The organism is Streptomyces zaehneri, from assembly GCF_032248645.1.
GTDB lineage: Bacteria > Actinomycetota > Actinomycetes > Streptomycetales > Streptomycetaceae > Streptomyces > Streptomyces coriariae.
Genome location: NZ_JASTTJ010000010.1, coordinates 218356 through 233570, shown reverse-complemented (window position 1 = coordinate 233570; position 15215 = coordinate 218356). Strand labels below are relative to the sequence as shown.

General features: G+C 71.8%; 14 protein-coding genes and 1 pseudogene. 3 read left to right on the top strand and 12 right to left on the bottom strand.

Annotation, left to right across the window (positions count from 1 at the left end):
• Window positions 1–128: 128 nt before the first annotated feature.
• Window positions 129–1505, top strand: coding sequence for a uracil-xanthine permease family protein (locus tag QQM72_RS19165; protein ID WP_314222072.1), 1377 nt, complete (start codon window positions 129–131; stop codon window positions 1503–1505).
• Here the strand turns inward: QQM72_RS19165 and QQM72_RS19160 are convergent.
• A complete protein-coding gene (locus tag QQM72_RS19160; RefSeq protein WP_314222071.1) occupies window positions 1484–2602 on the bottom strand; it encodes a glycoside hydrolase family 6 protein in 1119 nt (372 codons plus the stop codon). The genes QQM72_RS19165 and QQM72_RS19160 overlap by 22 nt on opposite strands.
• A gap of 142 nt (window positions 2603–2744) precedes the next feature.
• Here QQM72_RS19160 and QQM72_RS19155 point away from each other — a divergent pair, with 142 nt between their 5' ends.
• Window positions 2745–3473, top strand: coding sequence for a DUF5995 family protein (locus QQM72_RS19155; RefSeq protein WP_314222070.1), 729 nt, complete (start codon window positions 2745–2747; stop codon window positions 3471–3473).
• A gap of 49 nt (window positions 3474–3522) precedes the next feature.
• Here QQM72_RS19155 and QQM72_RS19150 read toward each other — a convergent pair whose 3' ends face one another.
• The 4 genes from QQM72_RS19150 to QQM72_RS19130 form a co-directional block, all read right to left on the bottom strand.
• Complete coding sequence (locus tag QQM72_RS19150; protein WP_314222069.1) at window positions 3523–5235, bottom strand: flavin monoamine oxidase family protein; 1713 nt, start codon at window positions 5233–5235, stop codon at window positions 3523–3525.
• A gap of 73 nt (window positions 5236–5308) precedes the next feature.
• Window positions 5309–6097 carry a carbon-nitrogen hydrolase family protein gene (locus tag QQM72_RS19145; RefSeq protein ID WP_314222068.1) on the bottom strand — a complete coding sequence of 263 codons (789 nt, stop codon included), beginning with the start codon at window positions 6095–6097 and terminating at the stop codon, window positions 5309–5311.
• A gap of 201 nt (window positions 6098–6298) precedes the next feature.
• On the bottom strand, window positions 6299–7402 hold the full coding sequence (locus QQM72_RS19140) for an MFS transporter (RefSeq protein WP_314222067.1): 1104 nt from the start codon (window positions 7400–7402) through the stop codon (window positions 6299–6301).
• Window positions 7403–7503: 101 nt separating this feature from the next.
• A complete protein-coding gene (locus QQM72_RS19130) occupies window positions 7504–8448 on the bottom strand; it encodes an ATP-binding cassette domain-containing protein (protein WP_399077773.1) in 945 nt (314 codons plus the stop codon).
• A 5-nt stretch (window positions 8449–8453) separates the two neighbouring features.
• Here QQM72_RS19130 and QQM72_RS19125 point away from each other — a divergent pair.
• A pseudogene (locus tag QQM72_RS19125) lies at window positions 8454–8654 on the top strand (UTRA domain-containing protein); the annotation flags it as partial.
• A 24-nt stretch (window positions 8655–8678) separates the two neighbouring features.
• Here the strand turns inward: QQM72_RS19125 and QQM72_RS19120 are convergent.
• The 7 genes from QQM72_RS19120 to rpe all read right to left on the bottom strand — a co-directional run bounded on the left by QQM72_RS19120 (window position 8679) and on the right by rpe (window position 15165).
• Window positions 8679–9131, bottom strand: coding sequence for an Lrp/AsnC family transcriptional regulator (locus QQM72_RS19120; RefSeq protein WP_020128883.1), 453 nt, complete (start codon window positions 9129–9131; stop codon window positions 8679–8681).
• Window positions 9132–9141: 10 nt separating this feature from the next.
• Window positions 9142–10617 carry an amino acid permease gene (locus QQM72_RS19115; protein ID WP_314222066.1) on the bottom strand — a complete coding sequence of 492 codons (1476 nt, stop codon included), beginning with the start codon at window positions 10615–10617 and terminating at the stop codon, window positions 9142–9144.
• A 348-nt stretch (window positions 10618–10965) separates the two neighbouring features.
• Window positions 10966–12405, bottom strand: coding sequence for a GuaB1 family IMP dehydrogenase-related protein (locus tag QQM72_RS19110; RefSeq protein ID WP_314222065.1), 1440 nt, complete (start codon window positions 12403–12405; stop codon window positions 10966–10968).
• A gap of 132 nt (window positions 12406–12537) precedes the next feature.
• Entirely contained in the window at window positions 12538–12843 is a 306-nt protein-coding gene (locus tag QQM72_RS19105; protein WP_314222064.1) for a barstar family protein, read from the bottom strand.
• A complete protein-coding gene (locus tag QQM72_RS19100; protein WP_314222063.1) occupies window positions 12840–13259 on the bottom strand; it encodes a ribonuclease domain-containing protein in 420 nt (139 codons plus the stop codon). The genes QQM72_RS19105 and QQM72_RS19100 overlap by 4 nt, the downstream gene beginning before the upstream one ends.
• Window positions 13260–13344: 85 nt before the next feature.
• On the bottom strand, window positions 13345–14388 hold the full coding sequence (locus tag QQM72_RS19095; protein ID WP_028806692.1) for a sugar-binding transcriptional regulator: 1044 nt from the start codon (window positions 14386–14388) through the stop codon (window positions 13345–13347).
• 90 nt (window positions 14389–14478) lie between these two features.
• The gene (rpe, locus tag QQM72_RS19090; protein ID WP_314222062.1) at window positions 14479–15165 is read right to left on the bottom strand and encodes a ribulose-phosphate 3-epimerase; all 687 of its coding nucleotides are present in this window, start codon (window positions 15163–15165) and stop codon (window positions 14479–14481) included.
• Window positions 15166–15215 lie beyond the last annotated feature (50 nt).

Genomic DNA, 15215 nt, shown 5'->3' with positions numbered 1-15215 from the left:
TGCGGGTACGAGGTGTGTGTACGAGGAAACGACCCTCATCGTACGGGGTCGCTAAGCGGTCGCTCACCCTCCGGTTTCACGTGAGAATGGTCCGGACACCCGCACCCCCAGGAAAGCGAACCCGCACCATGGATCTTGGCGTCCGCTGGAAACTGCACGGCGACGGACGCACCCCGGCGCCCGGCGCGGTGGTCCGTCCCGACGAGCGGCTCTCCTGGCCCCGCACGGTGGGGCTCGGCGCCCAGCACGTGGTGGCGATGTTCGGGGCCTCCTTCGTCGCACCCGTCCTCATGGGTCTGGACCCCAACCTCGCCATCATGATGTCCGGCGTAGCGACCGTGATCTTCCTGCTCGCGACCCGTGGCCGGGTGCCCAGTTACCTCGGCTGCTCGCTGTCCTTCGTCGGCGTGGCCGCGATCATCCGGGCGCAGGGCGGGACGAGTGCCACGGTCACCGGCGCGGTGTTCGTCGTCGGGGTCGCGCTGTTCGCCGTCGGACTGGCCGTGCAGCGTTTCGGGGCGCGGATCATCCACGCCGCGATGCCGCCGATCGTGACGGGCGCGGTCGTGATGCTCATCGGCTTCAACCTCGCCCCGGTCACCGCCACCACCTACTGGCCGCAGGACCAGTGGACGGCCCTGCTGGTCATGGCGTTCACCGGGATGGCGGTGGTCTGCCTGCGCGGTTTCTGGTCCCGCATCGCGATCTTCCTCGGCCTCGTCTTCGGGTACGGCATCTCGTGGACGTTCGACCGGATCTTCGGCCGGATCCACTCCGCCGACGCGAGCGGCAAGGTCACCGACCACTGGCGGCTCGACCTGTCCGGGGTCGGTCACGCCGACTGGATCGGGCTGCCGTCCTTCCACGGCCCGTCCTTCGAGTGGTCGGCGATCCTCGTGGCACTCCCCGTCGTCATCGCCCTGGTCGCGGAGAACGCGGGCCACGTCAAGGCGGTCGGCGAGATGACCGGCGACAACCTGGACGACCGGCTCGGCACGGCGATCTCCGCCGACGGCGTCGGCTCGATGCTGTCCACGGCGGTGGGCGGGCCGCCCAACACCACCTACTCCGAGAACATCGGCGTGATGGCCGCGACCCGGGTCTACTCGACGGCCGCCTACTGGGCCGCCGCCGGGTTCGCCCTCCTCTTCGGGCTGTGCCCGAAGTTCGGCGCGATCGTCGCCGCGGTCCCCGGCGGCGTCCTCGGCGGCATCACCGTCATCCTCTACGGCATGATCGGCCTGCTCGGCGCGCAGATCTGGATCACCGCCGGGGTCGACCTGCGCAATCCGCTGAACCTGGTGCCGGCCGCGGCGGGCATCATCATCGGCGTCGGCAACATCACGCTGGAGTTCACCGACACCTTCTCCCTGAGCGGTATCGCGCTCGGCACGGTCGTCGTCATCACGGGCTACCACGCACTGCGCGCGTTCGCTCCCACCCACCTCAAGTCGGGGCCCCTGCTCGACGAGGGCACCAGCAGCTACGACGAGGCAAGTTCGTAGGCGTACGACGGGCTGAACTCGCCGGCCGCCCCCTTGCAGCCGTCCGACTCCCCCGGCAGCTTCACCCACAGGTAGGCGTCGATCCGGGCCTCGCCGGTCCGGAAGGTCGGGGCCCGGCCGATGCTCCGGCCGTCCGGGTCGCACCACTCGCCGCCGGCGGGCGCGCCGTTGCCGTTGCGGCTGGTGTCGATGACGGCGCCCAGGCCGGGCGGGCCGCCCAGGGCGTCCAGGACCCGGCGGTCGTAGGCCACCTCGTCCGCCGTGCGGTGGAAGTTGGAGACGTTGCTGAAGATCCCGTCGGAGGAGGCGGCCGAGGCGGCACCGGCCTGTTTCAGCAGCGCGGCCTGCTCGGCGGGGGCGTTCCAGCCGGAGTGCCCGGCGTCGTAGTAGACGCGCGCCTTCGGGTCGGCCGCCTTCAGCACGCGTCCCGCGCGGGCCAGCGCGGCGAGGCGGCCGGCCCGCCCGGCCTCGTCGAGGCAGTCGGTCTGGGCTATCGAGTCGGGCTCCAGGACGACCACGACCTCGCCGGAGCCGAGCCCGGCGGCGAAAGCGTCGATCCAGCCCGCGTAGGCGTCGAGGTCGGGCGCCCCGCCCTCGGAGGCGCCGCCGCAGTCGCGGTCCGGGATCGCGTACGCCACGAGGACGGGCACCCGGCCCTGACCGGCGGCGCCCGCGGTGACCGCGCGGACCCGCGAGGTCACCGCGTCGGGGGCGTACTCGGTGAACCACACGGCCGCCGGCCGGCTCGCGATCCGGGACTCGATGACGGCGGTGCGCGGATCCGCCGGGTTGGCGCGGACCCAGTCGAGGACCTGGGACTCGGGGTGGCGGTAGAGGCTCGCGGTCACGGTGGCCGCCCGAGGCTTTCGCGCGGTACGGCCGGGCGAGGGAGTCGGCCGCACGGTGGCGGCGGAGGCCGAGGGGGACCCGGACGGGGACGGCGGGTTCGCGGTCGAGGGGGACAGGAGCGTCGCGCTCACCTTCGGACGGGCCCGGTCCGCACCCCGTGGGTCGTCGCCGTCGTCCCCGTCGCCGAGTGCGGTCAGCAGCCCGGCCGCGGCGCCCAGGGCCACCACCACCGAGGCGGCGGCGACCATCACACTCCGCCGTCCGGACCGTCGCTCACGTACGCCTCGCACCGTGCTGTTCCCCTCCCGTGCGACGGGCTCGTTCCCCCGTTCCGGGGAAGCGTCGGGCCCGCCGACACGCGGGCCAGCCTAGGACTGTCACCCTGCCCCCATGCCGCAATCGGAACAGTTCACCGCTCCCGTCGAGACAGGCCTCGACACGGACCGCACGAATGTCGACGACGTGCTCGCCCGGATGCGCGCCCTCGACGCGGCCCTGCCTCCCGGGGACGGCATCGCGGTCTTCAACCGCGTCTACCTCTCGGTGACACAGGAGGTCGACCGGCGCATCGACACCGGCCGGTTCCCGGACCCGCGGGCCGCCACCACGCTGGACGTCCGGTTCGCGAGGCGCTACCTGGACGCGGTCGATCCCGGGCCGGCCGACCGGCGGCCACCGGCCTGCTGGCGGCCGCTGCTCCAGTTCCGCCGGCATCCCGGCGTACGCCCGCTGCAGTTCGCGCTCGCGGGCATCAACGCGCACATCGGGCACGATCTCGCGCTCGCCGTGGTGGACGCCTGTCGTAGCCTCGGCTGCGAACCGGCCGAGCTGGAGGACGAGTTCGACTGCGTGGGCGAGCTGCTCGGCTCGCTGGAGGAACGCATCCGCGAAGAGCTGATGCCGGGCCCCGACCTGTTGCAGATCGCCGACCCCCTCACCCATCTGCTCGGCTCCTGGAGCCTGGAGCGCGCCCGGGACGCCACCTGGACGGCGGCCCGGGCACTGTGGGCGCTGCGCCGGCTCCCCGACGTGGCCGAGGAGTTCACCGAACGCCTCGACACGGCCGTCGGCTTCGCGGGCCGCATGATGATCACACCGCTGTCGGGCCTCGCGTGGTGAGGCCCCGCACCGTGGGACCTCGCGCCGTGCGGCCTCGTGCCGTGCGGCCTCAGTCCTCCGGGAGTTCCACCGGCGCGATCTCGTCGTACACGTCGCCCGGGCCCGGGTTGGTCGCGTCGGTCGTCCCGCCGAAGTGGTGCATGACGCCCCAGACCGCGTTCAGCGCGGTCTGCACGGCCCCCTCGGCCCAGCCCGCGGTCCAGGAGATGTCGTCTCCGGCGAGGAAGACGCCGCGCTTGTCCTCGGGCAGCCGGTCCTGCATGAAGTGGGTGAACAGGCGCCGCTGGTAGCGGTAGTGGCCGGGCAGGTTGGCCTTGAACGCGCCCATGAAGTAGGGCTCGTTCTCCCAGGAGACCGTCACCGGGTTGCCGATGATGTGCTTCCTGATGTCGACGTTCGGATAGATCTCGCCGAGCGACTTCAGCATGACCTCCATCCGCTCGTTCGCCGACAGCGGCAGCCACTTCAGGCTGTCGTCGCACCAGGTGTACGAGAGGCAGATGACGGCCGGCTTGTCCGGGCCGTCGTCGAGGAGGTAGGTGCCGCGCGTCATACGGTCGGTGAGCGTCATCGACATGACGTCCCGGCCCGTGGGGTTCCCCCTGTCGTCGACGGCCTTGTCGAGCCAGAACGGCCGGTCCACCGGCACGAACAGCTTGCTGGACTCCATGTAGTGGGTGCGCTCGATCGCCGTCCAGTGGTCGATCGGGAAGAGCGAGTCGTCACAGGCGATCTTCGACAGCAGCATCCAGGACTGCGCGGTGAAGACCGCCGCCCGGTAGGTGCGGATGTCGCCGTTCGCGTCCGTCACGGTGATCCGGTTGCCGGCGGTGCGGTGCAGCCGGGTCACGGCCGGGCGGGGCTCGCCGCCCTCGTGCAGGATCGCCAGCGAGGTGCCGTACGCCCAGTGGACGATCTTCTCCGGCTCGCGCTCCCAGAGGCGCAGCGGCAGCTGCTGGGAGCCGCCGACGATACCGCGGTGGTGGTCGTCGGCCTCGGTGTAGACGACCCGCAGGATCTCCAGGATGGAGTTCGGGAAGTCCGTGTCCCAGCCGCCGGTGCCGAAGCCGACCTGGCCGAAGATCTCACGGTGGCGGAAGGACCGGAAGGCCTCGGAGTCGCAGAGGAACCCGTAGAAGGTCTGGTTGTCGAGCTTCTCGACGAGCTTCGCCCAGATCTCGCGGATGCGCGGCACGTCCCGCTCGCGCATGGCCTGGTTCATGTCGGAGAAGTCGGCGCCCTCTTCGAGGCACTTGTTCCAGGCGGCCGCGACATCGCGGTAGACCTGCGGCAGGTCCTCGGCCGTCTCGGCGTAGTGCGACTCGCCCTTGAGGTCGACGACCGTCGACGGGGTCGTCTCCGCGAGCGGGTTGGGGAAGGGCCGGGTCTCCAGTCCCACCAGGTCGATGTAGTGCTGGAGCGCCGTGGAGGACGGCGGGAAGCGCATCGCGCCCATCTCGGCGGTGAGGGAGGGGTCGCAGCCGTCGAAGCCGACGGTGCGCAGCCGGCCGCCGATCCGGTCGGCCTCGTAGACGACCGGCTTGAGGCCCATCTTCATCAGCTCGTACGCGGCGACGATGCCGGACAGTCCGCCGCCGATGACGGCGACCTCGGTGCCGTGCTCGGTCGCGGGGATCTGGCCCAGGCCCGCCGGGTGGGCGAGGAAGTCGTCGTACGCGTAGGGGAAGTCCGGGCCGAACATGGTGATCGGCGGCTGCTGCTCGTCTGCGTGCTCGACGGCGTTGGGCACGGTGGACGTCATGGGGTACGGACTCCTTGCGCGTGGTGACTCGGGGCTCAGGCGGTGACAGGTGCGGGGCGGGCGCGGGCCGGGGTCAGACCAGGGACCCGTAGAGGCCGGGGCGACGGTCCTTCAGGTACGGGTTCGCCTCGCGGGACGCGGCCAGGGCGACCGGGTCGGCGTCGGCGAACACCAGCTCCTCACCGCGTCCGGCGCGGGTGCGGGCGACTCCGTCGGGACCGGCCAGCGTGGAGAGGCCGACGAACTCGAACTCGCCCTCCCGGCCGACCCGGTTGACGTACGCCACGTACATCTGGTTCTCGAAGGCGCGCACCGGGATCACCGACTCGGCGACGAACTGGAAGGGGTGCATCTGCGCGGTCGGCACGACGAGGAGGTCGGTGCCGGCCAGGGCGTGGGCGCGGACGTTCTCCGGGAACTCGACGTCGTAGCAGATCATGAGGCCGACGGTGAGGCCGTTCAGTTCGGCCTGGACGACCGGCTGCCCGCCCGGCCGGAAGTGGTCGCGCTCGAAGCAGCCGAAGAGGTGGGTCTTGCGGTAGTTCGCGAGCCGGCCGCCGTCGGCGGAGATCAGCTGCGCGGAGTTGTACACGGCCTCGGGGGCGCGCTCCGGGTAGCCGTACGCGATCGCGAGGCCGTGCCGGCCGGCGATCTCGGCGACGGCGTCCGCGGAGTCCCCGTCGGCGGGCTCGGCGAGGCGGGCGATGTCGTCGCCGATCGCGTAGCCGGTGAGGAACATCTCCGGCGCGACGAGCAGCCCGGCGCCCGCGGCGGCGGCCCGGTCCGCGGCCTCGTCGAGGACCTTCAGGTTCTCGACGACGGAGCCGGGGCGGCCGGAGCTCTGGAGCAGGGCGGTGCGCATGCGTGATCCTCACCGGGCGAAAGGGTGGTTGTGGGGGCCATCTAGACGGTACGGGCGCCCACCCGGGCCGGACAAGAAGGAGCCGTTGCGCGCCGGTGCGCGCAACGTTGCGTGCGCGGACCGGCGAGCGGCGATTCGTTGCGTCCGCTCACCCGCCTCCCTCACCCACCTCCCCCTTACTCGCCGCCCTCACTCGCCCCCTCACCCGCTCCTCCGCCGGGCCACCGTCGACATCGTCAGCGCCGTCAGCAGGTACGGCACCGCGCACAGGGCGAAGACGACGCCGTGCGGGAACGTCGAGCCGAGGGCGCCGTACGCGCCGTACACCGCGATGGTCACCAGCTCGGTGGCGAGGCTCGCGACCGAGGTGAGGGTGGCCCGGCCGGTGCCCTCGATGCGCTGCTGGAGCCGGACGTCGGCCAGCACGGTCGCCAGCTGGAAGCCGCCGAAGGCGAGGGCGACGAGGGTGATGCCGGCCGGCGTGCCGCTGATCCCTCCGGCGGCGAGGGCCAGCGCGCACAGGGCGAGCAGCGCGGCGAATCCTGTGCGGCCCAGGCGCTCGGCCGGTCCGGCCAGCAGGCTTCCGACGGTGACGCCGGCCCAGATCAGCACCAGCAGGTGGGGGACGTTCGCCTCCGGTACGCCCGTCTCCCCGACCAGCAGGGGCGTGTACTCGTCGAGGGCGCCCCACACCGCCGTCACGGCCGGGACGAGCAGCAGGGCACCGCGTACGGAGCGGTCGCGACGGGCGTCGGCCAGTCCGGCCCGCAAGGTGGCGGCCCCGCTGTCACCGTCGACCACCGGCCGCCGGTGCTCGGCGAAGCGGGTCGCCGTCGCGGCGCAGAGCAGACACGCCAGCACGCTGGCCGCACCGACGGCCGGGTATCCGCCGACCGCGAAGACCGGCCCTGCCAGGCCCATCGCCGTCATCACGGCCACCTGGCCCACCGCGTGCGCGCGGCCCATGAGCCGGGCGTACCGGTCCGCGGCGCCGGCCCGGTCCAGCTCCTCGTAGACCAGTGCCTCCAGCGCGCCGGAGCCCAGCGCGCCGCGCGCACCCCACAGGACGAAGCCGGCCGCGAAGGCCCAGTAGGACGGGAACAGCACCCACAGGGCGAAGCCGGCCGCGCCCAGCAGCGGGCCGATCCACAGCAGCAGCCGTCGGGAGACGGCGTCCGCCCAGGCGCCCGAGGGCACCTCCAGCAGGACGCCGGTCAGCGACCACAGGACGAACAGTGAGGAGATCTGCCCGACGGACAGGCCGCTGTCCGAGAACAGCAGCGCGTACACCGGGTAGAGCAGCACGAACTCGTCGAGGAACGCGTACGCGTACAGCGTGGCGGTCAGTCGACGGACGTCGGAGCCGGTCGGGGATCAATGTCGCCAGGTCATGCCACCGATGGTAGTCAGCTCACGCGCCGCCGCCCACCGGATTTCCGGTGGGCGCGGAGGCGGTGATCCCGGAGGTGGTGACCGCGAAGGTGGTGATCACCGCGGCGTGGTCGGAGGGCCAGTCGTTGTCCTCGACGTCCGGCCACGGCCGGGGGCTGCCGGTGACATGGGTCCGGGAGTCGAGCACCCTGAGGCCCCGGTGGAGCACGAAGTCGATCCGGTCCTGCGGTTCCGGGCGGCCGCTGCCGTCCGCGTGCTCGGCGTGGACCGGGGACCAGGTGTGCCCGGGTTCCCGTACCGGATCGGCCGTGCAACTCGGCCGGGGCGGCGCACTGTTCGAGCCGGCCGGCCTGCATCACGGCGACCCGGTCCACCATCGACAGGGCCTCCTCCTGGTCGTGGGTGACGAACAGGGTGGTGATGCCGAGCTCCTGCTGGAGCAGCCGGATCTCCTCGCGCAGGGTCAGCCGCACCTTGGCGTCGAGCGCGGAGAGCGGCTCGTCGAGGAGCAGCACGCGCGGGCGCAGGGCGAGGGCGCGGGCCGGGGCCACGCGCTGCTGCTGTCCGCCGGAGAGCTGGTGCGGGAACCGTGCGCCCTTGTCTGCGAGGCCCACCAGCTCCAGCAACTCGGCGGCCCGGGAACGCCGTTCGGCGGTGCGCACCTTGCGCATCCGCAGCCCGAAGGCCACGTTGCCGAGCGCGTCGAGGTGCGGGAAGAGGCTGTACGACTGGAACACCATCCCGGCGTCGCGACGGTGGGCCGGCACCCGGGTGACGTCCTCGCCGTCGACCAGCACCTCGCCGGCGTCGGGGTGTTCGAACCCGGCGAGCATCCGCAGCGCGGTGGTCTTGCCGCAGCCGGAGGGGCCCAGCAGGGCGAGGAGTTCACCCGGCCGGACGGTGAGGTCGAGGCCGTCTTGGCGGTCATCAGGGCCGGCCGGGCGTACCCCTTGAGCCACAGGTTCTGGCCCTCGGCGCTGTAGAGGACGCCGAACTGCTCGCCATCCGCCGCACGAGCCCCCTGCTGCGCGTCCGCCGGGTCACCACGACCCGCGAGGGCCGCCCGGTGGAGTGGTCGGACGACCGCTACCGCTCGGACGCGGTCAGCTTCAGCGTGCACAACTCGATCGGGAACAACGCGCTGGCCCGGAAGACGGCCGGGTAGGCCGACGCGGGCCGGCGATGGTTCTCAGGTCGGTGAGCCCGCGGAGAAGCGGCGCAGGAGCGGCGACAGCACCAGCACGGACTTCGTCCGTTCCACGAACGGCTCCCCCGCGATGCGCTCGAGGACCCGCTCGAAGTGGCGCATGTCGGCGGCGAAGACCTGGGCGACGGCGTCCGCCTCCCCGGTGACGGTGGACGCGGCCACCACCTCCTGGTAGCGCTCCAGGCCCCGCTGGATGGTCTCCGGGGAGGTGTTGCGCCGACAGTAGATCTCGACGAACCCCTCGGTCTCCCAGCCGAGGGCCGCCGGGTCGACCCGTACGGTGAAGCCGGTGATCGCCCCGGTGGCCCGCAGCCGGTCCACGCGCCGCTTCACGGCGGGCGCGGACAGGCCGACCAGTTGCCCGATGTCCGCGAAGGAGCGGCGGGCGTCCTCGGCGAGGGCGTGCACGATGCGTTCGTCGAGATCGTTCAGCACAGTGGGTTGATCACTTCTCAGATGGTGCGGGTGCTGCGAGGCGGGAGCGGCGGTGGCCGTAGAGGAAGTAGAACACGAGCCCGACCGCCATCCAGACCCCGAAGACCACCCAGGTGACGGCCGAAAGGCTGCCCATCATCCAGACGCAGAAGGCGAGCCCCAGGGCCGGCAGGACCGGCGAGAGCGGCACCCGGAAGGTCCGGGGCATCTCGGGACGGGTCCGGCGCAGCACCACGACCGCGATGTTGACCAGACCGAACGCGAACAGCGTACCGATGCTGGTGGCGTCCGCCAGCTGGCCCAACGGGATCGCGGCGGCCAGCACACCGCAGAACAGCGACACGATCACCGTGTTCGTGCGGGGCGTGCCGGTCTTCGGGTGGACACGGGAGAACACCTTGGGGACCAGGCCGTCCCGGGACATCGCGAAGAGGATGCGGGTCTGGCCGTACAGCACGGTCAGGACGACGCTCGCGATGGCGATGACCGCGCAGAAGGCGAGGAGGGTGCCCCAGAAGGACTGGCCGGTCACCTCGCGCATGATCTGCGCGAGCGCGGCCTCGGAGTCGCCGAACCGCTGCCAGGGCTTGGCGCCCACGGCGACGGCCGCGACGAGGACGTACAGCGCCGTCACGATGACGAGCGACAGCATGATCGCGCGGGGCAGGTCGCGCTGCGCGTTCTTCGCCTCCTCACCGGCGGTGGAGGCGGCGTCGAAGCCGATGTACGAGAAGAACAGCGTCGCACCGGCCGCGCTGACGCCCGCCATGCCCAGCGGCATGAAGTGCTCGTAGTTGCCGGAGCGGAAACCCTGGACGCCGATGGCGCAGAACAGCACCAGCGCGGCGATCTTCACGGCCACCATGACGGTGTTGGCGCGCGCCGACTCGCGGGCGCCGCCGAGCAGGAAGGCCATGGCGAGCAGGACGACGATGAGGGCCGGCAGGTTGAACATGCCGCCGTCCCCGGGCGGCGCCGACAGCGCGTCCGGGATGGTCACGCCGATCGTGCCGTCGAGCAGCTCGTTGAGGTACTCGCCCCAGCCGACGGCCACGGCGGCGACCGACACGCCGTACTCCAGGACCAGACACCAGCCGCAGATCCAGGCGATCAGTTCGCCCATCGTCGCGTACGCATACGAGTACGAGGAGCCGGCGACCGGGATGGTGCCCGCCAGTTCGGCATAGGACAGAGCCGAGAAGAGCGCGGTGAGTCCGGCGATCACGAAGGAGAGCGTGACGGCGGGGCCGGCCTTGGGCACCGCCTCGCCGAGGACGACGAAGATGCCGGTGCCGAGGGTGGCGCCGATGCTGATCATCGTGAGCTGCCAGAGCCCGAGGGAGCGCCTGAGGGACCCTCCCTCGCCCTGGCCACCCTCGGCGACCAGGTGTTCCACGGGCTTGCGCCGCATGAGACGCGCGACGGGCCCCGGGGACGCGGGGGCGGTCCGACTGCGTTGTTGCGGGGGTGCGCCTTGATCGAGCACGCGCTGACTCCTTCGTCGCTGCCTCTCGGCGTGACGGGGACCGGCGGCACACCTGCGCGAGCAGGAACCCACCGAGCGGGGTCCCCGCCACGCTACGTACAGCGCACGACCCTACGAGCAGGGCCGTAGCGCTTGTAATGCTGCAACCTTGCGCACACACGCAAGATCGTTGCGTCTATCGCACGGGGATGCCTGTTCATTGCACGGGGGCTGAGCGCCCTGAAGGGGCGCGGGGCCGTGTCGACATGCGGCTGCGCCGCGTGGGCGCGACCAGCCACGGCGAACCCGCGCCCGAAAGACGACGATCAGCCCCGCTCACACGCGCGACCAGCGGAGCCGCACGCGGAGCTACCAGCTGGCGTGCAGCGGCTTGCCCTCGGCGTAACCGGCCGCGCTCTGGATCCCGACGACGGCCTTCTCGGCGAACTCCTCGAGGGAGCCCGCGCCCGCGTACGTGCAGGAGGAGCGGACGCCCGCGATGACCGAGTCGATCAGGTCCTCGACACCCGGGCGGGCCGGGTCGAGGAACATCCGCGAGGTGGAGATGCCCTCCTCGAACAGCGCCTTGCGGGCACGGTCGTACGCCGACTCGTCGGAGGTGCGGTTGGCGACGGCGCGCGCGGACGCCATGCCGAACGACTCCTTGTACAGCCGGCCGCCCGCGTCCTGCTGGAGGTCGCCCGGGGACTCGTAGGTGCCCGCGAACCACGACCCGATCATCACGTTGGACGCACCGGCGGCCAGCGCCATGGCGACGTCGCGCGGGTGCCGGACACCGCCGTCGGCCCACACGTGCTTGCCGTACTTCTTCGCCTCGGCCGCGCACTCCAGGACCGCCGAGAACTGCGGCCGGCCCACACCGGTCATCATGCGGGTGGTGCACATGGCGCCCGGTCCGACCCCGACCTTGATGATGTCGGCGCCCGCGTCGACCAGGTCCTTGACGCCCTCGGCGGAGACGATGTTGCCGGCGACGATCGGCACCTTCGGGTCGAGCGAGCGCACGGTCCGGATCGCGCTGATCATCGACTCCTGGTGACCGTGCGCGGTGTCGATGACGAGCGTGTCCACGCCCGCGTCGAGCAGCTGCTTGGCCTTGCCCGCGACATCGCCGTTGATACCGACGGCCGCGGCGACGCACAGCTTGCCCGCCGCGTCGACGGCCGGTGTGTACAGGGTGGCGCGCAGGGCGCCCTTGCGGGTGAGGATGCCGGCGAGCTTGCCCTCCCGGTCGACGGCGGGGGCGTAGCGCCGGTTGGCCGCGTCGAGGGTGTTGAAGGCCTCGCGCGGGTCGATGTCGGCGTCCAGGAGCAGCAGGTCCCGGGACATGACGACCTCGAGCTGGGTGAAGCGGTCGACCCCGCTCAGGTCCGCGTCGGTGACGACACCGACCGGGCGGAACTCCTCGTCGACGACGACCCCCGCGTTGTGCGCGCGCTTGGGCAGCAGGGCCAGGGCGTCGGCGACCGTCTGGTGCGGGGCGAGCACGATGGGGGTGTCCAGCACCAGGTGGCGGCTCTTGACCCAGGTGACGACGTCGGTGACGACATCGATCGGAATGTCCTGCGGGATCACCACCAGCCCGCCGCGACGGGCCATGGTCTCGGCCATCCGGCGGCCGGCCACGGCGGTCATGTTGGCGACGACCAGCGGGATCGTGGTGCCCGTGCCGTCCGGGGCGGCCAGGTCGACAGCCTGACGCGATCCGACCGCGCTGCGGCTCGGCACCATGAAGACGTCGTCGTAGGTGAGGTCGTACGCGGGCTGGATGTCGTTGAGGAAACGCACGTGCCGCACATCCCAGTCGATCAGAGGTGACCCCCGGACAGGTCAGCCAAGGGGGAGAAGCACGTACTTCATTCTCCCACGACGGTCGCGATGCGATGCCCGGACAGAACGTCCAAGCAGCTCAGGGGGGCCTTAGGAGGATCCTCCGAGGGCAAGCAGCACGGACAGCGCCGGCACCTGGTCGACCGCCTGGGCGAACACGTCCTGCGCGATCACCCACTCCTGCGGCCGCGCCTCGGCGTACGGGCGCCAGTTCCGTACGACGATCTGGAGCCCGCCGTCCCCGGGCGGGGCCTGGAGGTCGGTGAGGCTGTCGGCGAGGGCGTCCCAGTTGCGTCCGAACCAGTCGGGCAGGCCGAGGGCGTCGGCGCAGCGGTCCATCAGGGCGGACTTGTCGGTCACCCCGTCCAGATCCAGCGTGACCACGAACTGCGTCATCTCAGCACCGCCCGGAACGTGTCGTAGTGATCATCGGTGTAGTAGATCTCGTCGCCCTGCCCGGTGACAACGCGTCGGGCCCCGCGGTCGCGCGAGCCCGGCGTCTCGACGGTGTATTCGTGGTAGTAACCCCGCTTGTGCGCGGGCAGCAGCCCCTCGAAGTTCCCGAAGACGGCGCCGTCCCTGGCGTACGGGAAGGGGCCGCCTTCGTCGATGAGCCGAAGCGTCCGGCGGGCCTCGGCGGGCAGCTCGGACTCCCGGACCGCGGCCAGGCCGCCGGCCCAGGGCGGGTCGGCGGCCGTGGCGACGGCAGGGGTGGAGTCCCGCGGGCCCGGCTGCCCCGTCGTACAGCCGGTGAGCAGGGCGAGCGGGAGGAGCAGGCACACAAGCACGCGGGGGACGAACCGCAGCAGCATGCGTTCGATGCTGTCACGGCCGTCCCCTCATGGCCTGCTTCCGGTCCCGGCCTGCCTTCCGGTCATGGCCTGCTTTCCTGGCGGGTCAGATCCCGTCCGGGTCCGTCCGGCCCAGGGCGGGCTTCGGAGTCGGCCCCGCCGTCATCAGGTAGTCGGCCGCCGACGTGTCCGTCACCAGGCTGGTGACGAGCCCGGAGCGGAGCACCGCGTCGATCGCGGCCGCCTTGCGCTGCCCGCCCGCGATCGCGACGACCTCGGGAACCCGGCGCAACTGGTCGGTCTTGACCGTGATGCACCGCTCGCCCAGGTCCCGCCCGACCCGGCGCCCCTCGGCGTCGAAGAGGTGCGCGGACATCTCGGCGGCGACCCCGAGCGAGGCGTAGTGCGCCCGCTCCTCGTCGCTGAGCATGTCGTGCACCGTCGAGATACCCGGCTCCCAGGAGCCGATGGAGACGCAGGCGACCGTGACCTTGTCGAAGTACTCGAAGGCGCGGGCGATCCCGGTCTGGTGGCGCAGCGCGGCCGCGGTGGCCGCGTCCGGCAGCAGCATCGGCGCGTAGATGGGGTGCGCGTCGCCGCCGGACACCTGGGCGGCACGGCGGACGGCCTCGACCGAGCCGCGCTCCGCGGTCCCTGCGTCGTAGACACCCGTCAGCTGCACCACCGTGCACGGCGGCAGCCGGTCCAGCGCCGCCGCCATGTGAATGGTGGACCGGCCCCAGGCCAGCCCCAGTACGTCCCCCTCGTCGACCAGTTCGCCGAGCAGGTCCGCTGCCACTTCCCCGAGGTTCTCGGGGTCCGTGGTCTCCTCGGCCTCGGCCGGGGACTCGACCACGACGGCGTGCCTGAGGCCGTAGCGGGCGCGGAGCGCGTCCGAGCGCTCCGCGTCCAGCTCGGCCGGCACGCGGATCTCGATCCGTACGAGATCCCGTTCGAGGGCGGTCTCCAGGACCCGGGCCACTTTGAAGCGGCTGACGCCGAACTCCTCCGCGATCTGGATCTTGGACTTCCCCTCAAGGTAGAAGCGGCGGGCCATGGCCGCCGCCTGCACCAGCTCAGCGGGTCCCATCCGCATGGCTGACCGGCCCGCCGACATACCCGACACGGCGTTCTCCTCACTGCTGTTCACACTCTGGATACGCCGTTCATCCTCGCAGATCCGGCGCAGTTGATCAGCTCTGTTGGGAGCCGTTCACATACCTGTCGGTAAGTGGTTGGTTCAGTGCCCGCATGCCCAGGTGGCGCCGGCGGTCGCCGCCTCCGCCTGAGCCCGCAGGCCACGGACCGCCTCCGCCGGGTCGTCCGCCCCGTATACGGCCGAGCCTGCCACGAACACGTCCGCGCCCGCCTCGGCGCACCGCTCGATCGTCGAGGCCGAGACGCCGCCGTCGACCTGGAGCCACAGGTCGAGGCCGTGCTTGCTGATCAACTCGCGGGTCCGGCGGATCTTGGGGAGCATGATGTCGAGGAAGGCCTGGCCCCCGAAACCCGGCTCGACCGTCATGATCAGGAGCATGTCGAGTTCGGGCAGCAGGTCCTCGTACGGCTCGATGGGCGTCGCAGGCCTGAGTGCCATGGAGGCACGGGCGCCCTTCGCCCGGATCTCGCGGGCGAGCCGCACGGGTGCGGCGGCGGCCTCGACGTGGAAGGTGACGGACGAGGCACCCGCCTCGACGTACTGCGGGGCCCAGCGATCGGGGGCCTCGATCATCAGATGGCAGTCCAGCGGGGTGTCCGTCGCACGGGCCAGTGACTCTACGACCGGCACACCGAGCGTGAGGTTCGGGACGAAATGGTTGTCCATGACGTCGACGTGGAGCCAGTCGGCTCCGGCGACCGCCTCCGCGTCGTCCGCAAGGCGGGCGAAGTCGGCGGACAGGATGCTGGGGTTGATCTGCACGGCCATGACCCAAGCCTGCCATGCCCTCCAGGGGTTGCGGGCATCGGTCCCTCGGG